We start from the raw sequence: 23185 nt of genomic DNA, 5'->3' as shown, positions 1-23185 counted from the left end.
GCTTTTTGATCGCCCAAATGTTAACGAAAATCTAAAAATCAAATTTCGTGGATGTTTTTGGCTTTTGAATGGTAAGTTTGTCTGGACAATTTATAAAACTCATAATTCAATTTAAATGAATCGATTAATTCTTCTGATCTGCTTAAGCTTTATAGTAATATCAGCTAGAGCAGAGGAACCGGTTTTAAAACCGGAAATGAAAGGCGGAGTAATAAAAGGTATTGTGATGGACAATGCTATGGATGTTCCTGTTGAATACGCAACGGTTTCTGTTTACAATATGGCCGACTCAAGCCTTATTGACGGAACCATTACAGATGAAAAAGGGGCTTTTGAACTTGCAAAGCTGAATCCTGGAAAATATTTCGTTGAAATTACTTTTATTGGTTACAATAAAGCTGTTGTTCGAAATATTCCTATTGACAGAACCCGCAAACTGGCTGATTTAAAGACTGTGAACTTACGGCAGGCAAGCGAAGCATTAAACGAAGTTGTCGTAACTTCTGAACGCGCTCCGGTGCAGTATCAAATTGATAAAAAGGTAATCCCGGTTAGCCGGCAAATTACTGCAGCCAGCGGAACTGCTGTTGATGTTTTGGAGAATGTTCCATCTGTTAGTGTGGATATTGAAGGGAATGTAAGTCTTAGGGGCAATTCAAATTTTACCGTTTTGGTGGATGGAAAACCTTCTATTTTGGATGCATCGGATATTTTGCAGCAAATGCCTGCAAGTGTGATCGAGAACATCGAAATTATTACCAATCCTTCAGCGAAATACGATCCGGAAGGAACGGCTGGAATTATTAATATTATCACCAAAAAGAATACCGAGAATGGATTGAATGGAGTAGCTAACTTATCAATGGGTAGTCAGGAAAACCGAAGCGGTGATATTTTAATTAATTACCGCAAGAAAAAGTGGAATTGGAATTTAGGATTGGATTACAGCAACCGTCAGTTCGAAGGCACCAGCAAAACCGAGAACAGAACCATTTATGAGGGGGTTACAAGTTCTGTATTATCGGATGGTGAAGCTAAAATGAAGCGTTTGGGTTATGGCATTCGTACTGGTTTCGATTTTGATATAGATCCTAAAAATCAAATTTCGTTTGGCTTCCGATACGGAAACAGAGACATGGAACGGGGTTCGGTTTTGGATTATCAGGAGTTTGACAGTACTGATCCGGAAAGAATTTTATACGATAGTGAAGATCTTTGGGAGAAAGAAATGACTTTTGTGAATTCAAATTTTTCGTACACCAGAAAATTTAATGGTAAAGGTCACCTGTTGGCTTCTCAGGTGACTTATTCGCATCGCGGAAGTGGTGATGAGCAGTCAACCAACGAATTGTTTGATGCTAATGGCAATCAAACATCCGGAAAAATAGCAATAGAGGATGGACCGGGAACCAGATGGGAAATTCGTTCCGATTATACATTGCCCTTAGGCGAGGATGCAAAATTTGAGTTTGGTTATCAGGGACAGATTCGATCCAGCGAGGCAGACACAAAACAGGAGGATTATAGTGTTGTAAGTAAACAATATGAGCCTCAACCATTATACAGTCATGATGTAACTTACGATCAGCAGGTGCATGGTTTGTATACAACTTATGCTTCGAAGATGGGGCGATTTGGTTATCAGCTTGGTTTCAGATCTGAGTATACAAATCGGGAAATCGATTTTAAAGATGAATCTGAGATTTTCACCATTAAACGGTGGGATTTCTTTCCAACCATTCATACACAAATGGATTTGGGATCAGACAATCAGATAATGGCAAGTTATACCAGACGAATTCAACGTCCGAGAGGTTATTGGTTGGAGCCTTTTGTTACCTGGACAGATGCCTACAATGTGCGACAAGGAAATCCTGATTTAAATCCGGAATATATTGACTCTTACGAATTGGCTTATTCGAAACGCTTTGGAGATCAGTCGGTGACTTTTGAAACTTATTATAAAGTCACTCACAATAAAATTGAAAGCGTTAGATATCCATGGGAAGAGCAGGGAAACGTAATGAAGAGTACTTCTGTTAATGTAGGTAATGATTATTCTTTAGGTATGGAAGCAACCATAAATTTATCTTTTGGCAAATGGTTTAAGAACGATTTAATAGGTAATTTCTATCACTACAAAGAAGAAGGAGATTTTACGATAACCAATTCATCTGATGAGGATATTTATAAGGATTTCTCAACGAAAAGTTACAATTGGAGTCTTAGGAATAATTCAACCATTATTTTTGATCCAAAAACACGGGTTCAGTTTACTGCGAACTATCAATCGGAAACGAACTGGGCTCAAGGAAAACGTAAGGGGTTCTTTACAACATCAGCTGCTCTAAAGCGCGATTTCATGAAACGCAGGCTGTCTGCTACTTTCCAGGTTCGCGATATTTTTGGAACAGCAAAACATGAAACCTTATACGAAGGAGATAATTTCTACAACTTTAGCAGTTTTAGTCATAAATCGCCAACATTCAATTTGAAATTAAGCTTTAAAATAAACAACTATAAATTGAAGCGTGAAAGAGGATCAGAAGGCGGGGTTGATGTAGAAGAATTTGAAATGTAATAACAACAACTATATCGTATTAATTTTAAAGGGTGTTCATAAGGAACATCCTTTTTTTGCTCTTAATTTTGGATGACTAAATAAGGCTCGAAATCACAATAAAGGAACCTGTTATGATATTAATTCCGATTACAATTTTCCGGAACTTTTCCGGTTCAATTTTCCCGGAAAATTTAGCGCCAAAATGCGATCCGAAAAATAGAATGGGCAAACAAAAAAGAGCAAGGTTTACAGATTCCATTTCAATCATGCCTTTCATTAAAAAGGCAACAGTGGTAAAAAAAGCGGAAAAAGTACTGAACCAGGCAAATACGCCTCGAAATCTTTCTTTTGAATAGCCTTTACGATTCATTGCAATAACCAATGGGGGACCACCGACAGATATGGCGCTGCCCAAAAGACCGCTTATGAAACCTGCAAAAACAATTGGCAAATTTAAAAAGCGTTTGGCCAATTTCACCTTGCCTAACATTTGTATCGAAAATAGGATAATGAGAACTCCGGTTATGAGTCGCAAGGTATCGCTGCTAACATATTCGAGTGCATATATGCCCAATGGAATTCCTCCCAAACTGGCTATAAACATGGGAATAAAATAGTAGGCTTTTATTTTCTCACGAAGTTTAAACAGGATTACCAGACTGGTTATCAGGTTGAATAAACTCATGGCAGGAACCAATACCTGCATGGGGAAAATAAAAGAAAGAAATGGGATTGCAAGTAATGCAAATCCAAAGCCGGTCATCCCTTTTATAAATGCTGCAGAAAGGATAACTATGCTGCAAAGAACGATTTGAATTATGGTAATGTCATGCATTAGAAACCCAATTAATAATTTTTATTTGAATGATACAAAGTTAGTGGATTCACCTATATGTGCGACGTTAAATATGCTTAAAATTCCTTTCTGAGAAATGTTATAAAGCTTCCTTAAGGAAAGGGAATAAAGAATGAATTTGTATGGCTACGTTAGTCATAAACAGCTTTACCGAAATGGCCAGCAAAATAATTCCAAAAACTTTACGCAAAATATGAATTCCACCTTCGCCAATAATGCGCTCAACAAGATTGGTTGAGCGCAGTACGATGTAAACAAATATCATATTTAATACAATGGCAGCAATTAGGTTTTCCATTGCATATTCGGCACGCAATGCAAGAACAGTTGTAAATGAACCTGCTCCGGCAACCAAAGGGAAGGCGATAGGAACAATTGAAACACCACTGGGACCATCATACTTAATAATCTCGATTCCCAAAGCCATTTCTACACCCATAATAAATAGAATAAACGAACCTGCAATTGCAAAGCTTGAAATATCAACGCCAAAAAGACCAAGAAGTTTTTCACCTAAAAAAGAAAAGGCTATTAGAACACCAAGTGCAACAAGAGTTGCTTTAAGAGCTTCAATTTTACCTCCTTTTTTCTGTAAATCTACAATGATTGGAATGGATCCAATAATATCTATTACTGCGAAAAGAACCATTGAAGAGGTGATGATTTGAATAAAATTGAAATTCATGACAATAAAATTTTGGACTTGGTAAGTGTAGTTGTTGATTCTCGGATAAACTTACAAATTTTTTAATCGAATGAGTAAGTCCAGGCTTTCTAACTTCTTACTTTAGTAAGCTGTTGTTGTGAAAAATAACTATAAAGTTGATATATATGTTTAAAATAAAACAGCATAGCGATAATTGTGTTAAAATCTTAAACTTTCGCGAAGATATATCTTTTTTTGAAATTGCCTTTAAACTTAGCTGAAATATTTTAAGGAGGAAGGAGAGGTATTAGTAGTTTATGCAAAAAAAGACTTACCTCAGGTAAGTCTTTTTTACAATTAGATGTTCAATTATTGCTTTTTAGTTTCCTCCGATGGTATGAAATTTAGGGAGATGCTATTGACGCAATGCCGCGTATTTTTTTTTGTAAATCCCTCTCCAGTGAATACATGACCAAGGTGTCCATTGCAATTAGCGCAAACAATTTCGATACGTCTTCCATCTGCATCAGGAATGTGTTTCACCGCACCATCAATCTCATCATCGAAGCTAGGCCAGCCACAATTTGATTCGAACTTACTGTCCGATCGATAAAGTTCTGCATTGCACTGCTTGCAGGTATAAACACCTTTTGTTTTATTGTGTAAATATTCTCCGGTTCCCGGATATTCGGTTCCTTTATCAATAATTACTCTTTTTTCATCTGCGCTAAGCTCGTTGTATTTATCTTTTGTCATTTCTTTTTGTGCTAATAGGTTGTTACTAACAAAAAGGATAAGTCCAAGTAAAATGATATATCTCTTCATAATTCGCCTCCTTATTTTTAATGATTCTAAAGTTAATCGAAAAACGATTCAGTTCAAAATTTACTGTACCTATTCAGCGAATTTGCTTCTTTAATTGCCTGAACAATAAGTTCCGGATTCGACCATGGAATAAAATGATTCAAATCTTCAAGCAATTTATGATCTGCATTTTTATGAAACTTAAGATAGTAGGCTTGTGTTTGGTAAGGCACTAAAACATCCTTTTTGCCTTGTATATAGCTTGTTGGAATAGTAATTTCGTGTAATCTTCCTTCGTTTAGGTCTAAATCCTTTTCCAAAGCCATCATTTCCAGGTTGCTGTTTCGCAATTCGTGCGGTAACATTTTATTTGTTAAACTACCTGATATCATAAGATTGTACCATTTCGCTTTCTGGAATTTCGGAGATAAACATGGTGCAAGGTATATGGCGTGACTTATTTTGGGTTGAAAATCAAGAATTGTTTGTTCCAACACAGCTCCACCATAAGAATGTCCTACGAGTGTAAATTTTTCATTTGATTTTCCATAATGGTTAAGAACAGCAGCAGCAACTTTTGCCTGATCGCTAAGGTGTTTTTTTGCAGGAACAGTCGTTTTCCCATAACCTGGCCGATCATAGGAAATTATACAATATTCTTTTTGAAGTGTTTTATCTGCAAAAACATACTTGAAATCGAACCAATATCCGGGAGAACCGTGAATTAATAAAACTTTAGGTTTTGATAGATCGCCAATGTAGATACTATGAATTTCATTTCCTTCGTAAGGAATCATTTCACTATGAGGGAAAATATTTTGAGCATGAAATTCATTCATTATTTTCTGATCATCGAATTCTGCTTTGAATTTTTGAATGATTACAAATCCGATAGTAAACAGTAATAAAATTGCAAATCCGGAAACATACAACAGCTTTTTAATCCTTCTCCTCATCTTCCTAATTCTTTAAATTCGACTGAAGTGCAATGAAACACTTTTTTGTCTGAATTGCAAGAGTGGAAATGTTATAAATTCTTAATTTACAAGGTGATATTTCAATAATGGGAGGGGTAAATTTAGTAAGTATTCAATATAAACTTCATGAAATATCATGAACCGGAAAATGTAAGAATAAAAGGATTAAATTGTTTAAGCTAAGTGCTTTCTTATTAATTGAATGAGAACATCCTTCTTTACAGGCTTTGCAATGTAATCGTCACAGCCATTTTCCAATGATTTATTTTTATCGCCAAGCAGAGCGAATGCGGTTTGCGCTATAATTGGAAGGTTGGGTCTGATTTTTTTAATCTTTTTAGTTGCCTCATATCCATCCATTAATGGCATTTTAATATCCATAAGCACTAAATCAATCTTATCGTTTTTTTTGCAAATATCAACAGCCTCAAGGCCATTATTAGCAACCAACACGTTACAGTTGATCTGATTAAGTAATTCTTCAAAATATATTCTGTTGAATTCTTCATCTTCAACAACGAGGATAAGTTTGTTTTGTTCCTTATTCATATAGATAATTATTTATTACGTCAAATGTAAAGTATCTTTTCGAACAATCTAAATCAATTTTAGTTTTAGGAGAAAAAGAAAAGAATAAATTTTCGTGTTAATAATTTGGTCTTGTTTCTAAATTTATTGATCGTTAATCTGTTGTGCCTTTTAAGTATTGGGTTTAAATAATATTCTTTTAATCATTTCTTTTTGCTGCATAAAATTGAACAGCATCAATTTACCTAATTAAAATTCAATTAAGAATTATTTCACCGTTAATAATTTTTCAAATTTATTAAAGAATGTACTAACATGATAACTATCCGGTAATGCATGATTTGCATCTACTCTAACCGGTACAAAGTACTTATCCTTTTTCCGAATGCTATTGGATGGAATCGATTAAATATCTGAAATTGAAATTTTCAAAATAATTGAAATAGCAAAAATTAGATGTTTTTTTGCTTCCTTTAATTCTTAATCCTTCTGCGGTTACAATCTTTTTCGGATGAATCGAGACAAAATATTGTAGAATATACATGGAAGAACAGGCCAATTATTCCAAAGAAAGAATTTTATTTCGCTTGATAGAGAATGGGAGCGTCTCATATTTTTAATAAATAGAAATTAGGAATTTGGAAAGTTTTCCATATCTTCGGTTTAGGAAACATAAATCTTTAAAACATTACTTATTATGACAGACGGAACCGAATTAACCTGCGTATTTATAGGATCGATTATTGATGTGCAATATTATAAGGAAAGATTGGAGGAGGTGGGAATTGCCTCTTTATTGAAAGATGAATTTAGTTCAGGCACCATTGTTGGAATAGGTGGTGTGCCCGATTCTGTTGAATTGTTGGTTGCAGATGACGATGCTGAAAAGGCAAGGATGTGTATTGAAGAATTGCAAAAAGAATAATTATTACATGCAAAACAGGATGAAAAAAATGTCTTTATTGACTGTTGCCGTGTTGCTCTCGGGGTGGTTAACTGCTCAGGAGAAGTCAGAAATGGTAACAGATCGTCCCGACCAGACTGAATCCGCTGCTATTGTATCATTGAAAGGATTTCAAATAGAATCGGGGTTTTCGTTTGAAAGATATAATTCAGAAATCAACAACACAACGTACAATTCAACATTGGTTCGATATGGTCTTTTAGAGAAAATAGAGCTTCGTTTAGGACTTGCTTATTTGGGAACGAATGTTTCATTAGATGGTGGTAGTTTTGATGAAAGTGGTTTTGCACCAATAGTTGTTGGTGCAAAATTTCAATTGCAGGAGGAAAGCGAAGGTCTGCCAAAATTAGCCTTTATGACCACTTTTACGCTTCCAAAAACTGGAGCAAGCATTTATGAAAATAAATACTTAGGTGCTGATTTTCGTGTTAATGGAGAATATTCACTGAATGAAGCAATGTCGTTGGGTGGTAACTTAGGGGTAGCTTGGAGTGGTGCTGAGAGAGGCAATACTGCCGTAGGAATTTATACCGCTGTAATAGGGATGAGTTTATCGGAAAAATTAGGAGCTTTCGCAGAATTATATGGTTTTCTTCCTAAAGAAGGAAAAAATGACCATCGTTGGGATGCTGGAATGACTTACTCTGTAAATGAGGATTTACAACTCGATTTTGCAACTGGGATTGGATTAAGTAAGGTTTCTCCGGATTTTTTTATTAGTTTAGGACTATCAATTAGAATGCCTTAACAAAGGTATTGCATACATCAATTCAGAAAAAAGCTTGTTCAGAATCTCTGAGCAAGCTTTTTTTCTCTATTCGAGGCTTCTTGCAATTAAAAATTTTGAATCTTCCAGTCTTTTAAAATGTGCGCCTGACCTTTCGAGAAGGTTATTAAGTCATTCGATTCAATAAGGGTGAAAATACCATTAATTTCAAATTCAGTTTCTCCACTTACAAGGTAAAGAGCTGTATTTTTCGGGTGCCGGCTAAATAGCAGGAGCCAATCTCTTTTCAGCAGAAACAATAAGGCTTTCTAATTTGCCGTTTGAATAAATTTGTTCCTTTTTGAATTTTAGAAATGGTAATTTTTTGTGATATCTTTTATTTTTAGAATGTATTTAATAAATAGAAAATATGAAAAATTACAGCAATAGTATGTTCATTGTGATTGCTTTACTTTTTACTTTAAGCTCTTGTCATTTATCTGCAAAGTACGAAGAAAACCAAAAATTACTAATGGAAACCGATGTGGCTTTTTCTGATTATTGTTTGGAGAATGGTATGAACAAAGCCTTTTTTAAATATGCGTCGGAGGGGGCAGTTATGCTGAAGGATAATAATTATCCGATTGTAGGAAAAGAAAATATTAAGAAACAATTTTCAGGAGATGATACTCAAATTATATTTACCTGGAGCCCATTGGATGCTGATGTTTCAAAATCGGGAGAATTAGGTTATACCTATGGAACTTATTCTTTTCAGACGGTTGATTCCCTGTATCAGGGAACCTATGTCTCAGTTTGGAAAAAAGATGAAAATGGTGATTGGAAATACGTACTCGATTCGGGGAATAAAGGACTTGCGAAATAGAATCAGGGTTTTGCTGATCTAATTTTATTTCTTGTATTTCTGATTATAGATGTTGTGTACAAAGCTAATGCAATCCAAATTAAACCAAAGGCAATAAGTTGTTCGTATCTAAATGGTTCGTTATAGATTAATACGCCAATTAACAGCATTAGGGTAGGCGCAATGTATTGCATAAATCCTAATGCTGATAGTGGAATTTGCTGTGCTCCTTTTGCAAACCAATATAATGGCAGAGTGGTAACAATTCCCGTTAGCATCAAATAGCTTGAGGTTGATATGCTGCCGGTAAATAAAGCTCCGTTTCCAATCCACATTTTATATAGAATATATCCCAATGCAAATGGTGCCAGAATTAGCGTTTCAACAGCCAGAGCAGATATTGCTTCAATTCCAGCAGTCTTTTTTGTAAGACCATACAAGCCAAAGGAACAGGCTAAAATAATAGAAATCCAAGGGAATTTTCCGTAATCAATTGTTAGATAAATAACTGCAGTGGATGCTATTAATACTGCAATGTATTTTAGCTTATCCAATTTTTCGTTAAGAACAATCATTCCAAGTATTACGTTTACAATAGGATTGATGTAATAGCCCAGACTAGCTTCAACAATTTGTTTTGCATTTACGGCATAAATAAATAATCCCCAATTTAAGCCGATAAGAAGAGATGATATGATTAAACTCTTACGCGTTTTTTTTTGTCGTAATAAATTCCAGACATTTTTTTTCCGGGTCAGTAGTAACAGGATGATTAGGAACACAAACGACCAAAAAATTCGATGTGCTAAAATTTCTATCGCAGAAACATTGGAAAGTAATTTCCAGAATATGGGCAGTATTCCCCAGGTTAAAAAGGCTTGAAGGGCATATACATATCCCATTGTGGCATTCTTTGTATCTTCCATAGATATGTAAGTGTGTGGCGGTTTTGATTGGGCAAATGTAATTAAAATCAAAATTATTTGCTTGCCGGATATCGAATTTAAAAGACGTAAAGAATGATGTCAGTAGAATTTATCTTTTGAAATAATAAATAATCCGAATGAACTGTAAGAGCAAGTGAAAAGGAATATTTAAGAATGGTATTTTATAGAGATTCAACCATTTTTCCTGATGCTTTTCAAGCGTTCCATATTCAAAATTTGTATGTTTTTCCCATTTAATGATATTACACCATCACTATTTAAATTGGCAAGTATTCGGGAAACACTTTCTCTGGAATTGCCGGTTAAGTCACCAAATTCCTGCCGGGAGAGAGGTAATGAAAAATTTGGCTCATCAAATATATCTTCAGCAAAAAAGCAAAGAGCTTCGGCAATTCTTCCCTGGCTTTGCTTTTGCACTTGATTTACACAATGATCAAAATGCCCTAATTCATTCTTGCATAATTCGGTGATTATTTCGTAGGCAAAATCGCTGTTTGATGCAATAAAATCTTTAAAAGAGTTTAAGCTGATAAAGCAAACTCTTGTTTCCATTAATGCTGTGGCAGAATAATGATTCACCTTATCTCCAAGAGTTGTAGGGATTCCAAGATAAATAGGTCCTTTAATAATCTTTAAAATTTGTTCTCTCTCAGGGCCGGTAATATGTATTTTCACTAATCCACTTTGTACAAAGATAATATTTGAAGAAAGAGCATTTTGTCTGAAAATAACGTCACCTTTTTGGAATTGCACATCTACGCAGCTTTCCTCAAGCATTTTTAGTTCTTTATCGTTTAAAAAATTTGTAGCAGAAGACCTGCTGCCACAAAATTTACATGATTTTTCATTCATAAATTATCCTTATCAAGATTAAAGAAATAATTATTTATTAATTGTTCTGATTTTGAGTCGAATATGTGAATTTCATATGTTTTTACTGTGTTTGCAGTAATGAAACTAAATGCAAATATATAAATATTTCTATAATGTGATATGAATCACATTAAAATTTACTTTACATCACGCCTTAAATATTAAAAGGTGTTTTTCCTCTCTATATATTTGCAATCAACACTAATTGAAAAAATAAATCAAATGACCAATTAAAAATTGATTGTCAGAACTGTTATTCTTGGTAGGGCAATTGTTTTGGATATGTGTGATTTAATAATTGGTGTTTGTTGAATAAGTCAGGATCAGACATCTGCTCAAAACGAAGATATAAGTTTATTAATTTAATTCAAAACTAAAATGCAACAAGTAACAGAAACTCAGGCTGTTGATTTTCAAAAACAAATTGACGCCCTTACTGCAAAGGTTTCCACGCTGGAAGGTATGAATCAAGATCAATTATCAATCGCGGTTGTGTCTGGTGATTTTGATAAAATTTTGGCCGCAATGGTTATTTCTCTAGGAGCAGCCGCAATGGATACAGAAGTGAAATTATTCTTTTCATTTTGGGCACTTGCAGCTTTACGTGATCCTAAAAAATCAGTGGCTGGAAAGAATTTTATTTCTAAAATGTTTGGTATCATGCTTCCTAAAGGAAAGGAAAAATTGAAATTATCGAATATGAATATGTGCGGAATGGGACCACGAATGATCAAATCGATTATGAAAAAGCATGGTGTTCTTTCTTTGGAAGAAATGTTTAAACAAGCTGGTGAGTTTGGTATTGAAATTACTATTTGCGAAATGTCGATGGATTTGATGGGAATAAAAAAAGAAGAATTGATTGATTATCCAAATATGCGTTTTGCAGGTGCTGTAACATTTGCCGGAGATATGGGTGAGAGCACATCACAGTTATTTATATAAAGAGAATTTTTTTAATTATTAAAATTTAAGATCATGACACAAGAAGAATTATTGGAAATAAAAGCAGATACATCTGTAGATGCACGTGGAACTTCATGTCCTGGACCACTATTAGCTGCCAAAAAAGCAATTGGAACTATTGATAAAGGTCAAATTATGGAAATTCTTTCTGCCGATGAAGGTACAAGAAATGATATTCCAAAATGGTGTAACAAAAAAGGATTCGAATGTTTAGGAACATTGGAAGAATCTGGATTTTATAAAATTTATCTAAAAAAATAAAGATGGGAGCGGAAAAAGTAAATAAAAGCCCGAAGATTTTGGTTTTTTCAACAGAAAAAATCTCCGATCCAGCCATTGATATGGCGGGCCTATTGAAATTACATTATCCGCCTACTGTCTATACCATCACAGTTCCTTGCTCAAGCGGAATCAAATCAAAATGGATTTTACATGCCCTTGAGCAAGGGTTTGATGGTGTATTTATAGCTGCAGATGGAACCGACTGTCCATATGGTGAATCTTGTGTCGATAAAACAGGTCAGCTTGTAGGTGCAACTCAAGAACTTTTAAAGCAAAAAGGAATGGATCCAGCTCGTCTTAAAATGGCGGCCATATGTTCTGTGTGCAGTGAGCCATTCGTAAAACATGTAAAGAGTTTTACTAATTATTTAATGAATTCTTCAAACTAAGCAGAATGTCGGAAAAGAAAATATTAGAATATGATGTTCTTGTTGTAGGCGGTGGTATTTCTGGCGGAGAAGCGGCTCTTAATCTGGCAAATCTTAATTATAAGGTTTTGGTGGTTGAGAAAGACTTATCTCTGGGTGGAAAGATGATTGCACTTAGCAAGGTATTCCCAACTCTGGATTGTGCGGCTTGTATAACTACTCCTAAAGTATCTGAAATATCCAGACATCCCAATATTACAATCATGTTTAGTGCTGAGGCTAAGAAGATTGATAAAATTGGAGAGCATAATTTTGAGGCTCATGTGCATCAAAAACCAAGATACGTAAATATCGAGGACTGTACAGCTTGTCAATTGTGTGAGAAAGCATGTCCGGTTAGTGTAATAGACGAATATCAACAAGGTTTGGTGGGGCGTAAAGCTGCTTTTATTCCATTTAGTATTGCGAGTCCCCGTGCTGCAGCTATCGATATCATAAATTGTACTTTGTGCGGAGCATGTGAAAGAGTGTGCCCGACAGGATGTATTGATTTTACGCAAACAGATAATGACTTTATTGTTAAAACCAAAGCCGTAGTTGTGGCTACAGGTTTCAACTTGTTTGATCCGCTTAAAATTCCGCGTTACGGTTACGGAAAATATAAAAATGTAATTACTTCCATGCAAATGGAAAGACAACTTGCTCCAACCAGACCCTTTAATACCATTTTGAGACCTGGAGATGGAAAAATGCCGGATAATATCGCATATGTACTGTGTACAGGTTCACGTGATAAATCGGTAGGTAACCCGATTTGTTCCCAGGTATGTTGTATGTATTCCATAAAGCAAGGTCAATTGTTAATGGGATCGTTGCCAATGGCTGATGTTACCATTTATTACTTGCATATCAGAGCATTTGGAAAAGGCTTTAATGAGTTTTACGATCAGTCTAAAGACATGGGTGTAGAATTTATTAAAGGTAAAATTGGTAATATCACTGAAAAGGAAAACGGAAACTTAATTCTAAGATACGAAGATATTGAAGAAGGTAAGGTGAAGGAAGCAGAACACGATATGGTTGTACTTTCTGTAGGTGTGATGTCTAATTCTGAAATTTCTGATTCTTTCCAAGGTGAATCGTTACGATTAGATGATTATGGATTTATCAATCAAAATGATATTTTGGCCAGTCCTGCTGAAACCAACATTGATGGTGTATTTGTTGCTGGTACTGCTACGGGTCCAATGGATATTCCTGATTCAATATTGTCAGCAGGAGCTGCTTCTGCAGAAACTACAAGTTATTTAAGGAGGGCATCGTTATGAAACGTCCATGCCAAGGATATTTTGACATACAGGGAGATGATTATTCCAGCATGGAAAGTTCCATATGGCAATTAACAAAGCAAATTATAATCATATGAAAAAGAAAATAGGTGTTTACGTATGTCATTGCGGAGGTAATATTTCTGATTACGTTGACGTGGAAAAGGTTCGGGCTGAAATTGAGAAGGATGAAAGCGTTTTTTTATCCAAAACAACCATGTTTGCCTGTGCAGATTCCAACCAGAAGGATATGGTTACAGATATTGCAGAAAAGCAATTGGATGGTGCCGTTGTCGCTTCATGTTCTCCTACATTGCATTTACTTACATTTAGCGCTGTTGCTGAAAGAGCTGGGTTGAATAAATACAATTACATTCATGCAAATATCAGAGAACAAGCTTCCTGGGCTCATTCTGATGATAAAGTCGGGGCAACCAAAAAGGCAATTCAGATTGTAAAAGCAGCTGTTGCAAAAGTGAAGAGGTCGAATGCCCTTGAACCATTTCGTGTAGCGGCTACTAATGCTGTCGCTGTTGTTGGTGCCGGTATTGCAGGGCTTCGTTCAGCTATACAATTAGCCGAATCAGGAGCTCAGGTTTATTTAATCGAACGTGAGTTTTTTGTAGGGGGTAGAGTTGCCCAATGGGATGATTTGTTTGTATCAAATGAAACAGGTAAAGAGTTAATTACCCGTCTTTATGACAGAGCAATGAATCACAAAAATATTACATTATTTACTGGGGCTGAAATTATTGAGAATAGCGGGAGTGTTGGAAATATCTCATTGAAAGTGAGAATTTCGCCTCGTCATATGAAATTGGATTGCAACGAGGGTAATTTAGGGAGAGCCATTGAAGTTTGTCCTGTAGTTGTTCCCGATAAATTTAACTTTAATATTACTACACGAAAGGCTATCTATCACAATTTTCCGGGTGAATATCCTCAACTTCCGGTGATCGACATGGAGCATTGTACCCGCTGTGGAGAGTGTGAAAAAGTTTGTGAAAACGTTGATTTTAGCCAGAAGGATGAATTTTTAAATATTAAAGTTGGTTCTGTACTTCTTGCAACAGGTTTTGATCCATATGAGCCAAAAGATGATGAATTTGGTTATAAAACCATCGATAATGTAGTTACTCTTCCTCAATTTAAACGTTTGGTTCATTATTGCGATGATAAGCTTGTTTATAAAGGAAAAGAGGTAAAGAATATCGCTTATATCTATTGTGTAGGCAGTCGTCAGGTTGACGGAGAGAATAAATATTGTTCCCGGTATTGTTGTACAGCTACCATACATGCTGCAATCACTGCTAAAAAGAAATACAAAGATTTGTATAATTTCCATTTTAACAGAGGAATAAGAACCTATGGAAAACAGGAAGTTTTATATGATGAATCTTCTCGTTTGGGAGATATTTATTTGCAGTCATTTGAAGATCATCCACCGGTTGTTTCTAAGGAAGGAGACAAGACTATTGTTACCATTAACGATATTTTAACTGCCGATAAAACTTTGGAAGTGGAAGCTGATTTGGTGGTTTTGGTAACTGGTATGGTACCCCGACAGGACAATTCAATTGGCAGTCTCCTGAAAATTCCCAGGGGAAGAGATAATTTCTTTAATGAAATTCACATGAAGCTGCGACCAGTTGAAACAGTAATTGATGGTGTAACTATTGCAGGTGCTTCTCAAGGGCCAAAGAATATTATGGAATCAATGAATTCATCTTTGGCTGCTGCAACCAAGTCTTTTTCATTAATTGCTGCGGGAGAGCTTGCTCTTTCACCTACTATTGCCAAAATTGATGTTGATAACTGCCTGTGGTGTGGTAAGTGTGATGATGCATGTCCATTTAATGCTTTAACAAAAACCGACGTTGATGGTAAGCAAATTGCCGTTGTAAACGGATCTGTTTGTAAGGGGTGTGGAATGTGTATGCCTGTTTGTCCATCCAATGCAATTGAATTGATTGGATATACTGACGATCAAATTGAAAGTATGATTGACGCTTTAGTATCAACCGATTAAAACTATGAATATGGAAGTTGAAAAAGGTAAAACCGCAAAATATCGGAAAGAAAAGAACCCTGTAGCCAAAGAGGTTATGGAGAACCTTAAATATTTTACAAAAACAAAAAAAATACTGATGGATGCTTTGAAAGAAGGGGATAAAACCGTTCCTCAACTATCCAAAGCACTAAACATACCTGGAGATGAGGTGTTGTATCAGTTGATGAGCTTGATGAAATACGGTTTTGTTGAAACAGGCGACCTTGATGATATGGACGAATATTTTTATTACAAAATAAAAGACAATGGCAAGGATAAATCCTAAATTCACAACTGAGTTGCAAAGCTATGGCGCTTTTGATACAAACGCATGTTATAATTGCGGGAATTGTACAGCTGTTTGCTCTTTGTCAGACGAAGACAACTCGTTTCCACGAAAAATGGTAAGATATAGTGTGCTTGGTTTGGAAAATGAAATTCAGACCTCATTGGAGCCATGGTTATGCTATTATTGTGGCGATTGCAGTACAACGTGCCCACGTGAAGCAGAGCCAGGTGAATTAATGATGTCACTCCGTAGATACCTAACTTCAAAATATGATTGGACAGGCTTTTCAGGGATGCTTTATAAGTCTCTAAGTATATCTGTTATTGCATTTGTTTTGTTAGCAGTAGGAGTAATTTGGTTTGCATCAAGTCTTAATTTTGAACCTGAATTATTATTGCATTACGGCCACTATTTTGAGATGTCGGCAATTGGTAGCGTTTTTCTATTGATTTTATTTCCGAATCTTATTCGTATGTGGAATATGGTAATCCGAAAACCAAAGGTGAATGTGTCATTCTCTGCTTACCTAAAATCATTTAGCGAACTGATTGTTCATATGTTTACTCAAAAAAGAACATTGGGTTGTGATGATAGTCAAACCCGTTGGTTTCAACATTTGATCCTTGTAATTGGTTATTTATCCTTGCTTTTTACAACGGTGTTTTTGGATTGGTTTGCTACCAATAGCAGTTTCATTCTGATTTTGGGTTATCTCGAAAGTGTAGTTATTTTTTCAGTAACATTTATTTTCATGATTGGACGTCTTAACAAAAAAACACAGGTGAGTAAAAATTCACATCCAAGCGACTGGTTTTTTGTAATCTGGTTATTTCTAATGGGATTGAGTGCTTTTGTTGTCCGCTTATTTATCGATTTAGATATTTTGGAAACTAATATTTGGATGTATTTAATTCATTTAACGGTTCTTGTGCAGTGGGCTGTTATTATCGTGCCTTTTGGGAAGTGGACACATTTCTTATATCGTTCGTTTGCCATGTATTTTGAGAAATTAAAAAGCCTTTCGGTATCTTAATTAAAATTGTTTTAACAGGGTAATTTAATTAATGACTGTAGGCTAAGTAAAGTGTTCTTGGATCTGCTTTTCATTCACTTTACTTTTAATGACGGAATTAATTTAAAAGTCTTGCTAAAGAATTTTAAGTTCGAAAGAATATTGCGACCTCAAATCAGTTTTCTGATTTGAGGTCATTTTTTTGTTGACATTTGTTTTATTTATCTTTATGAAAGGTTAAATTAAGAAATAAAAATATTTAATCATGAGAAGGAAACTTGATCAACATTTATTAGATTCAATGAGTAAGAATCTGGGAAATTGGCATGGACCATTTTATTGCAACCGAAAAGATCCACGATTAATTGTTCCGAAATACAATCGGATGTTGGGGTGGACTTTTAATTTTGCAAATCCATATACTTATCTGACTGTGATTGCAATTGTGTTAATTATTGTAGGTTCTCAACTATTTTAGTTGTTCTGCATCCATATGAATATCCTTACTCAAAAAGGTTATTCAAAATTTTAGCAAATCAATTTTCTCCACGGAATTTGTTTTATATTTAGCTTTCTTAATTGGACATTTGATGATACGCCCCCGGCACTTTATTATTTTTATCTTATTTGTATTTCCTACCACAGTCACCTTTGCTCAATCGGGAGGTAAAACAGTTTCTGAACTTTTTTCGGAAGTGGAAATTTCGAAAAAGGTAAGATTGTTGGGAGATAAGTGCTGGAGTTTACGGGAAATTAATTCTGATTCTGCAATTATTCTTGGACAGCAGGCTCTGCAGTTAGCTATTCAATATGATATAAGAAAAGAATTGCCAAGACTCTATGGGTTTATTGGTGTTGTTCAATTGCACTACTTATACAAAACGAAAGAATCAATTCCATACTTACATCGGGCTTTGGAGTATAGTCTGCAGCAAAAAGACTCGGTGCAACTGGCTTATTCGTATAACAATTTAGGTGATTTATATCTATTAACTGGAAATATACCTTTGGCCTTAAAATTCTCTGAATATTCATTGCAGATATTCAATATTCTTAACCATTCTGCGGGAAAATCATATGCCTACGTAAATATGGGGCTGGTGTATCGTGAGAAGAAAGATTTTGATTTGGCATTGGATTATTTTGAAAAGGCAAAATCATTGTGGAAGGAGTTAGGCGATGAATTGGGGATGGGGTCGGTTACTATGGAAATTGCGAGGACTTACGAAGCAAAAGGAGATATTGATGTTGCAATGACATATTATCAGCAGTCTTATCAAAAAAGTCTGGGTTCAAGTAATGTTAGATATGCTGCGTTTTGTCTGTCTGGAATGGCTAATATATTCTATCTGAAAAAGGAGTACAATAAAGCGTTTGATTATTATCAGAAAGCATTGAAATTAGATCAGGAGCGCAGGCATAATTTTGGACTTGTTGATGATTATATTAGTTTAGCCTTAGTGTATGCTCATAAAAATGAGCGCAAAGAGGCAGAGACTGCATTACATAAGGCGCTTGGTGTTGCTGGTAAATTAGGATTAAATGCCAAAATTTTAAAAACATACAGGGCATTTGTCGAACTTTATAAAGTTGTTGATGATCAGTCAAAAGCAATGGCGAGTTATGATCGTTTTTCATTAGTATATGATTCCATTCTTTCTATTCAGCAGTTCGAGATCATTGAAGAGATGCAAAATAGATTTATGATTCGACAAACTCTATCTGAAACAGAGCAGGAATTGGAATCCCGAAAATTTCAAGAATTATATTTAGTTATTATTATCATTTTGATGTTGATAATTGCTGTTATTCTTTATTGGCGCTATCAGTCACAGCGGAAATTGAATCTTCAGTTAGCCGAAATTAATCAGACAAAGGATAAACTATTCTCAGTAATTTCTCATGACTTGAAAAATCCTTTTAATTCTTTAATTGGATTTAGTGGATTATTAGTGGAAGAGAGTAGAGAAGGTGATTATCAAAATACGGAGAAGTTTGCCGGTTATATTCATCAGTCATCAGTGGAAGGAATGAAGTTGTTAACCAATCTATTGGATTGGTCGAGATCACAAACAGGGGCCATTTCGTATTACCCAACATCAATATCATTTGATCGGATGTTTGATGAGTTAAACAGTTTTTTTGACTCAGACTTGCAACAGTATAAGATAAAGATTGAATTCCATAATTTAATTGAAGAAGAGGTCATGGCCGATCCTGATATTCTCCGAACAATTTTAAATAATTTAATTTCAAACGCCATTAAATACACAAATGAAGGAGGTTTGATTAGATTGGATGCGGCCAGAACAAAATCTCATGTTAATATTAAAGTAAAAGACAGTGGCACCGGGATGTCGCAGGAAATTATGGATAGATTGTTTGATAATTCAAAAACAACAAATAGTACTCAAGGTCTGCACAACGAACAGGGTACTGGTTTGGGCTTAAGTATTTGTGCCGAATTAATTCGAATTCACAAGGGAACAATTAAAGTGAAAAGCGAATTGGGAAAGGGAAGTACTTTCGAAATTGAGTTTCCTGGTTAAAAAGAAAGAATCATTCGTGATCAAATATTTCTGTCTTATCTCCCGATTCTATTTCCTATTAAAATATTTTACTACATGATAGTAGAATAAAACTCAGGATATTTTCTATGTTTTGTGGCTGACTCGTAAGCCAAATCCGGTAATTGAACTTGCACCAAGAGCAGATAAAGAGATAAACTGACGACGTTTCATTGATACAGGTTAAGATTTGGAGCCTTCTATGTATTAAAAAAAGAATTATTTCAGGATTCATGAAGTGGAATTATTTTAGTGTTGCAGTGAAGTACAAGATATGTCAAGATACTTATTTACAGGAGTCTGGGTAGAATACTATTTGTTTGATGTAAATACAGTCGATTAAGCTATTTGGTGAAAATTGAATACCAATGTTGTTTTTTTTATAACTTGCATATGTAGTTTGTGTTAATTCAACCTTAATATTGAGCTGCAACGGACAAATAAAACCATAATGAAACAGTATAAAAGTTTAACATTTCCTGCACTTTTTACAGAAACTGCAGCGAAATTCGGCAACTGTAATGCAATGGCTCTTGTAGGGCAAACTCCTTTTACTTATAATGAGGTTTATGCAAATATTCATGCCTTGCTTGCATTTTTCGAGAAACTAGAAATTAAACCGGGTGATAAAATTGCTCTTTTGAGTACCAACATGCCCAATTGGGGAATGGTCTACTATGCAACGACTTTTATGGGGGCAGTTGTAGTTCCGATGTTACCCGATTTTAGTCAGTTTGAGATCGAAAATATTTTAAGACATTCAGAAGCAAAAGCTGTTTTTGTTTCGACAGGTTTACGTTCTAAAATTGAAAACCTTAAAATTGAAACTTTACAATCGAAGATTTCAATTGAAGATTTCAATTTAATTCATGCAAATGAATTTTCGCCTAAATTTGATCTTTCTGAAAAACCAAAACAGGATTATCAGGTTTGTGAGGATGATATGGCTGCAATTATTTATACGTCTGGAACGACAGGCAACTCTAAAGGTGTTATGTTGTCTCATAAAAATATTTGCTCCAATGCTATTCGGTCAAAAACAATCCATCCTATAGATGAAACGGATCGTTTTCTTTCAATTTTACCTTTGTCGCACACTTATGAAAATACATTGGGGTATGTGATTCCTATGATTGCCGGTTCCTGTATCTATTATCTGGGAAAAGCTCCGGTGCCTTCATTATTAATGTCGGCATTTAAAGAAGTGCGGCCAACCATCATGTTTTCGGTTCCATTGATTATCGAGAAGATTTATCGGGGTAAGATTTTGCCGTCGATTAATGGGAAAGTCGTTACCAAATATTTATATAAAATTCCTTTTTTTCGCAAAAAGCTGAATGCAATTGCCGGGAAAAAATTAATGGAAACCTTTGGTGGTAAATTAACTTTTTTTGGTATTGGCGGAGCTAAATTGAATTCTCAGGTTGAACTATTTTTGCGTGAAGCAAAGTTTCCCTATGCCATTGGTTATGGATTGACAGAAACAGCACCGTTAATTGCTGGATGTGGTCCGGCAATTACTAAATTTCAATCTACAGGGCCTGCTTTAGTCGGAGTTGAGTTGAAAATCAATAATCCAGATCCTGTTACTCAGATTGGTGAAGTCTGGACAAAAGGGGATAATGTGATGATGGGCTACTACAAAGAGCCGGAGAAAACCAAAGAAGTCCTCACAGAGGACGGCTGGTTTAAAACCGGAGACTTGGCAAAAATGGATAAAGACAATTATTTATATATCGAAGGTCGATTGAAGAATATGATTGTTGGATCAAGTGGAGAAAACATTTATCCGGAAGAAATAGAATCGGTAATCAATAACTTTAAACATGTAATAGAGTCTGTTGTTATTGAACAGAAAGGAAAATTGGTGGCAATGGTTCATTTTAATTACGAGGAATTGGAACATCAATATCAACATCTTAAAAAAGAGGTGGGGGGTTATGTAGATGATACTGTTGATGAGTTAATGCAGGAATTACAAGTTTATGTGAATTCACGTGTGAATAAATTCTCGCAGGTTCAGTTGGTGATCGCCCAAATTGATCCATTTCAAAAAACTGCAACACATAAAATAAAACGATTTCTATACCATTAGAAACAAAATAAACTTCTTCAAAATAAATTGCACCCCAAATGTTCGGTATAACATTTGGGGTGTTTTTTTATGATCTGAAAATTTCTTGTTCTTTATGTTTTTAGACAGAAATAAGATCTCACTATATTTATTATTGGTTTGACAATCAGTGTTTAATGATGGTTAGTTTGCTTTGGTTTTTTACATTCATAAAATAGATTGTTAGTATCCTGAATTAATATTGATACATTTGTTTCGCGATTTGGCAATATCATATCACTTGATGTAATATTAAAGAGGGAATCCGGTTTGAGTCCGGAACTGTACCCGCAGCTGTAATCTCTATACCAAACTCTGTTGCATGATGCCACTGTATCTTATGGAAGATATGGGAAGGCGCAACAAGAGGGAGAAAGTCAGAAGACCTGCCTAAAAGCAATTTTGTTTAATCGACACTTTCGGGACTAAAAGTAAGATTATGAAGAAAATTATTAAATGTATGCCTACGGGGCATATAATGCGTGGTTCGTTATTGCGGAACCAATTTTCCAATTTTAAATCAGCTAAAGATGGCTCTCTGTTCATCTCGTTTTTTGATAAAACGAACTGGCTGAAACCCAAATTAATTAAAGAAGCGAAGGCTGAAAAATGCAGCTTGCAAAATTTTAATTTTTGGAGTCAATTTCTATTCTCAATTAATACAATTCAATAATTCAGCTTGTTGTTCACAACAGGTCAGAATTGATGTACTCATAAATTAAAGGCAAACATCCGTTTGAACCCTTTAAAAATAAGATAGCATGATAAGTGAAAGAGGTAAAGTGTTTGGAGTGGCCTTAGGCCCTGGAGATCCTGAGTTAATAACGATGAAAGCTTTGAATTGTTTAAAGAAATCAGAGAAGATTTACTATCCGGCAACGCAATCATCAAAAGGAAATCAGGATAGTTTTTCATTGGTGATTTTGAAACAATTGGATGTAGAGGAGAACAAGTTTGTTCCGATTACAGTGCCGATGAGCAAGGATCGATCGGCGGCAGAAAAAGCATATGCAGACTTGTTTCTGAAAGTTCAGAAGGATGTTAAAGAAGGCAAACAAGTAGCAGTGGTGAGTGAAGGAGATATTTCATTTTTCAGCACGTTTTCCTATTTACTTGAAGATTTCAGGAAGAATTGTGTTGATTTTGAGATGATTCCAGGAGTTCCGGCTTTTATATTGGGTAGTTCGGTGGGGCAGTTGCCACTTTGCACTCAAAATGACAAACTACTGGTAGCGCCGGATATAGAGGATGAAGAAGAGCTGCAAAATCTTTTGAGTCAGAACCAAACTGTAGTTTTGATGAAAATATCGAAAGTGCGTGGTTGGATTAAAGAGTTCATTCAAAATCGTGATCTGAAGTTTTTTTATGGTGAATATTTAGGAACCTGGAAGCAGTTTACCTGCACCAATATGGAATGTTTGAACGACAGGAAGATTCCATACTTCGCCATTTTAATTTTTTACGGAAATAAATAATATATC

General features: G+C 35.1%; 23 protein-coding genes and 1 riboswitch. Of the genes, 16 read left to right on the top strand and 7 right to left on the bottom strand.

What is annotated here, in order from left to right:
• Positions 1 to 115: 115 nt before the first annotated feature.
• Positions 116 to 2581 (top strand): TonB-dependent receptor domain-containing protein, encoded by a 2466-nt coding sequence (locus tag QUH73_RS07460; protein ID WP_289529809.1) that lies wholly within the window; start codon positions 116 to 118, stop codon positions 2579 to 2581.
• A 76-nt stretch (positions 2582 to 2657) separates the two neighbouring features.
• Here the strand turns inward: QUH73_RS07460 and QUH73_RS07455 are convergent, their stop codons facing one another.
• From QUH73_RS07455 to QUH73_RS07435, 5 genes are all read right to left on the bottom strand, one after another.
• Entirely contained in the window at positions 2658 to 3398 is a 741-nt protein-coding gene (locus QUH73_RS07455; RefSeq protein ID WP_289529808.1) for a sulfite exporter TauE/SafE family protein, read from the bottom strand.
• A 100-nt stretch (positions 3399 to 3498) separates the two neighbouring features.
• Positions 3499 to 4104, bottom strand: a complete 606-nt coding sequence (locus QUH73_RS07450; RefSeq protein ID WP_124994224.1) for a MarC family protein — start codon at positions 4102 to 4104, stop codon at positions 3499 to 3501.
• A 330-nt stretch (positions 4105 to 4434) separates the two neighbouring features.
• A complete protein-coding gene (locus QUH73_RS07445; RefSeq protein WP_289529807.1) occupies positions 4435 to 4890 on the bottom strand; it encodes a methionine-R-sulfoxide reductase in 456 nt (151 codons plus the stop codon).
• Positions 4891 to 4943: 53 nt separating this feature from the next.
• Entirely contained in the window at positions 4944 to 5825 is an 882-nt protein-coding gene (locus QUH73_RS07440) for an alpha/beta fold hydrolase (RefSeq protein ID WP_289529806.1), read from the bottom strand.
• Positions 5826 to 6020: 195 nt separating this feature from the next.
• Positions 6021 to 6395, bottom strand: coding sequence for a response regulator (locus QUH73_RS07435; RefSeq protein ID WP_289529805.1), 375 nt, complete (start codon positions 6393 to 6395; stop codon positions 6021 to 6023).
• A 676-nt stretch (positions 6396 to 7071) separates the two neighbouring features.
• Here QUH73_RS07435 and QUH73_RS07430 point away from each other — a divergent pair.
• The 3 genes from QUH73_RS07430 (at position 7072) to QUH73_RS07420 (ending at position 8930) form a co-directional block, all read left to right on the top strand.
• Positions 7072 to 7299, top strand: coding sequence for a putative signal transducing protein (locus QUH73_RS07430; RefSeq protein WP_289529804.1), 228 nt, complete (start codon positions 7072 to 7074; stop codon positions 7297 to 7299).
• 19 nt (positions 7300 to 7318) lie between these two features.
• The gene (locus tag QUH73_RS07425) at positions 7319 to 8086 is read left to right on the top strand and encodes a transporter (RefSeq protein ID WP_289529803.1); all 768 of its coding nucleotides are present in this window, start codon (positions 7319 to 7321) and stop codon (positions 8084 to 8086) included.
• 388 nt (positions 8087 to 8474) lie between these two features.
• On the top strand, positions 8475 to 8930 hold the full coding sequence (locus QUH73_RS07420) for a YybH family protein (RefSeq protein ID WP_289529802.1): 456 nt from the start codon (positions 8475 to 8477) through the stop codon (positions 8928 to 8930).
• Between the two features lie 2 nt (positions 8931 to 8932).
• Here the strand turns inward: QUH73_RS07420 and rarD are convergent, their stop codons facing one another.
• Both rarD and QUH73_RS07410 read right to left on the bottom strand, forming a co-directional pair.
• The gene (rarD, locus tag QUH73_RS07415; protein ID WP_289529801.1) at positions 8933 to 9835 is read right to left on the bottom strand and encodes an EamA family transporter RarD; all 903 of its coding nucleotides are present in this window, start codon (positions 9833 to 9835) and stop codon (positions 8933 to 8935) included.
• Between the two features lie 192 nt (positions 9836 to 10027).
• Positions 10028 to 10708, bottom strand: a complete 681-nt coding sequence (locus tag QUH73_RS07410) for a Crp/Fnr family transcriptional regulator (RefSeq protein WP_289529800.1) — start codon at positions 10706 to 10708, stop codon at positions 10028 to 10030.
• A gap of 399 nt (positions 10709 to 11107) precedes the next feature.
• On the opposite strand from QUH73_RS07410, the gene QUH73_RS07405 reads away from it, so the two are divergent.
• The 12 genes from QUH73_RS07405 to cobI all read left to right on the top strand — a co-directional run bounded on the left by QUH73_RS07405 (position 11108) and on the right by cobI (position 23179).
• Positions 11108 to 11674 (top strand): DsrE/DsrF/DrsH-like family protein, encoded by a 567-nt coding sequence (locus QUH73_RS07405; protein WP_289529799.1) that lies wholly within the window; start codon positions 11108 to 11110, stop codon positions 11672 to 11674.
• Positions 11675 to 11707: 33 nt separating this feature from the next.
• Positions 11708 to 11956 carry a sulfurtransferase TusA family protein gene (locus tag QUH73_RS07400; protein ID WP_124994216.1) on the top strand — a complete coding sequence of 83 codons (249 nt, stop codon included), beginning with the start codon at positions 11708 to 11710 and terminating at the stop codon, positions 11954 to 11956.
• A gap of 2 nt (positions 11957 to 11958) precedes the next feature.
• A complete protein-coding gene (locus tag QUH73_RS07395) occupies positions 11959 to 12366 on the top strand; it encodes a hydrogenase iron-sulfur subunit (protein ID WP_124994215.1) in 408 nt (135 codons plus the stop codon).
• Between the two features lie 5 nt (positions 12367 to 12371).
• A complete protein-coding gene (locus tag QUH73_RS07390; RefSeq protein WP_289529798.1) occupies positions 12372 to 13673 on the top strand; it encodes a CoB--CoM heterodisulfide reductase iron-sulfur subunit A family protein in 1302 nt (433 codons plus the stop codon).
• A 94-nt stretch (positions 13674 to 13767) separates the two neighbouring features.
• Positions 13768 to 15702 carry a CoB--CoM heterodisulfide reductase iron-sulfur subunit A family protein gene (locus QUH73_RS07385; protein WP_289529797.1) on the top strand — a complete coding sequence of 645 codons (1935 nt, stop codon included), beginning with the start codon at positions 13768 to 13770 and terminating at the stop codon, positions 15700 to 15702.
• Between the two features lie 10 nt (positions 15703 to 15712).
• Positions 15713 to 16009 (top strand): hypothetical protein, encoded by a 297-nt coding sequence (locus tag QUH73_RS07380; protein ID WP_124994212.1) that lies wholly within the window; start codon positions 15713 to 15715, stop codon positions 16007 to 16009.
• Positions 15990 to 17045 (top strand): 4Fe-4S dicluster domain-containing protein, encoded by a 1056-nt coding sequence (locus QUH73_RS07375; protein WP_289529796.1) that lies wholly within the window; start codon positions 15990 to 15992, stop codon positions 17043 to 17045. Before QUH73_RS07380 ends, QUH73_RS07375 begins: the two co-directional genes overlap by 20 nt.
• Positions 17046 to 17289: 244 nt before the next feature.
• Positions 17290 to 17502: a DUF5808 domain-containing protein gene (locus QUH73_RS07370; RefSeq protein ID WP_289529795.1), complete on the top strand. Its 213-nt coding sequence runs from the start codon at positions 17290 to 17292 to the stop codon at positions 17500 to 17502.
• Between the two features lie 112 nt (positions 17503 to 17614).
• Positions 17615 to 19573 (top strand): tetratricopeptide repeat-containing sensor histidine kinase, encoded by a 1959-nt coding sequence (locus QUH73_RS07365; RefSeq protein ID WP_289529794.1) that lies wholly within the window; start codon positions 17615 to 17617, stop codon positions 19571 to 19573.
• A 469-nt stretch (positions 19574 to 20042) separates the two neighbouring features.
• On the top strand, positions 20043 to 21686 hold the full coding sequence (locus QUH73_RS07360) for an AMP-binding protein (protein WP_289529793.1): 1644 nt from the start codon (positions 20043 to 20045) through the stop codon (positions 21684 to 21686).
• Positions 21687 to 21911: 225 nt separating this feature from the next.
• Positions 21912 to 22112: riboswitch (cobalamin riboswitch) on the top strand.
• Between the two features lie 31 nt (positions 22113 to 22143).
• Positions 22144 to 22377: a hypothetical protein gene (locus QUH73_RS07355; RefSeq protein WP_289529792.1), complete on the top strand. Its 234-nt coding sequence runs from the start codon at positions 22144 to 22146 to the stop codon at positions 22375 to 22377.
• A gap of 88 nt (positions 22378 to 22465) precedes the next feature.
• Positions 22466 to 23179: a precorrin-2 C(20)-methyltransferase gene (cobI, locus tag QUH73_RS07350; protein ID WP_289529791.1), complete on the top strand. Its 714-nt coding sequence runs from the start codon at positions 22466 to 22468 to the stop codon at positions 23177 to 23179.
• The last annotated feature ends 6 nt before the right edge of the window (positions 23180 to 23185 follow it).

The organism is Labilibaculum sp. K2S (genome assembly GCF_030372765.1).
Taxonomy (GTDB): Bacteria; Bacteroidota; Bacteroidia; order Bacteroidales; family Marinifilaceae; genus Labilibaculum.
Note: the sequence above shows the minus strand (reverse complement) of the source record. Positions and strands in the feature narration are given on the sequence as shown.

Bases quoted from the DNA above. Each gene is read 5' to 3' on its own strand.
- QUH73_RS07460 (WP_289529809.1), top strand. From the start codon at position 116: ATGAATCGATTAATTCTTCTGATCTGCTTAAGCTTTATAGTAATATCA.
- QUH73_RS07455 (WP_289529808.1), bottom strand. From the start codon at position 3,398: ATGCATGACATTACCATAATTCAAATCGTTCTTTGCAGCATAGTTATC.
- QUH73_RS07450 (WP_124994224.1), bottom strand. From the start codon at position 4,104: ATGAATTTCAATTTTATTCAAATCATCACCTCTTCAATGGTTCTTTTC.
- QUH73_RS07445 (WP_289529807.1), bottom strand. From the start codon at position 4,890: ATGAAGAGATATATCATTTTACTTGGACTTATCCTTTTTGTTAGTAAC.
- QUH73_RS07440 (WP_289529806.1), bottom strand. From the start codon at position 5,825: ATGAGGAGAAGGATTAAAAAGCTGTTGTATGTTTCCGGATTTGCAATT.
- QUH73_RS07435 (WP_289529805.1), bottom strand. From the start codon at position 6,395: ATGAATAAGGAACAAAACAAACTTATCCTCGTTGTTGAAGATGAAGAA.
- QUH73_RS07430 (WP_289529804.1), top strand. From the start codon at position 7,072: ATGACAGACGGAACCGAATTAACCTGCGTATTTATAGGATCGATTATT.
- QUH73_RS07425 (WP_289529803.1), top strand. From the start codon at position 7,319: ATGAAAAAAATGTCTTTATTGACTGTTGCCGTGTTGCTCTCGGGGTGG.
- QUH73_RS07420 (WP_289529802.1), top strand. From the start codon at position 8,475: ATGAAAAATTACAGCAATAGTATGTTCATTGTGATTGCTTTACTTTTT.
- rarD (WP_289529801.1), bottom strand. From the start codon at position 9,835: ATGGAAGATACAAAGAATGCCACAATGGGATATGTATATGCCCTTCAA.
- QUH73_RS07410 (WP_289529800.1), bottom strand. From the start codon at position 10,708: ATGAATGAAAAATCATGTAAATTTTGTGGCAGCAGGTCTTCTGCTACA.
- QUH73_RS07405 (WP_289529799.1), top strand. From the start codon at position 11,108: ATGCAACAAGTAACAGAAACTCAGGCTGTTGATTTTCAAAAACAAATT.
- QUH73_RS07400 (WP_124994216.1), top strand. From the start codon at position 11,708: ATGACACAAGAAGAATTATTGGAAATAAAAGCAGATACATCTGTAGAT.
- QUH73_RS07395 (WP_124994215.1), top strand. From the start codon at position 11,959: ATGGGAGCGGAAAAAGTAAATAAAAGCCCGAAGATTTTGGTTTTTTCA.
- QUH73_RS07390 (WP_289529798.1), top strand. From the start codon at position 12,372: ATGTCGGAAAAGAAAATATTAGAATATGATGTTCTTGTTGTAGGCGGT.
- QUH73_RS07385 (WP_289529797.1), top strand. From the start codon at position 13,768: ATGAAAAAGAAAATAGGTGTTTACGTATGTCATTGCGGAGGTAATATT.
- QUH73_RS07380 (WP_124994212.1), top strand. From the start codon at position 15,713: ATGGAAGTTGAAAAAGGTAAAACCGCAAAATATCGGAAAGAAAAGAAC.
- QUH73_RS07375 (WP_289529796.1), top strand. From the start codon at position 15,990: ATGGCAAGGATAAATCCTAAATTCACAACTGAGTTGCAAAGCTATGGC.
- QUH73_RS07370 (WP_289529795.1), top strand. From the start codon at position 17,290: ATGAGAAGGAAACTTGATCAACATTTATTAGATTCAATGAGTAAGAAT.
- QUH73_RS07365 (WP_289529794.1), top strand. From the start codon at position 17,615: ATGATACGCCCCCGGCACTTTATTATTTTTATCTTATTTGTATTTCCT.
- QUH73_RS07360 (WP_289529793.1), top strand. From the start codon at position 20,043: ATGAAACAGTATAAAAGTTTAACATTTCCTGCACTTTTTACAGAAACT.
- QUH73_RS07355 (WP_289529792.1), top strand. From the start codon at position 22,144: ATGAAGAAAATTATTAAATGTATGCCTACGGGGCATATAATGCGTGGT.
- cobI (WP_289529791.1), top strand. From the start codon at position 22,466: ATGATAAGTGAAAGAGGTAAAGTGTTTGGAGTGGCCTTAGGCCCTGGA.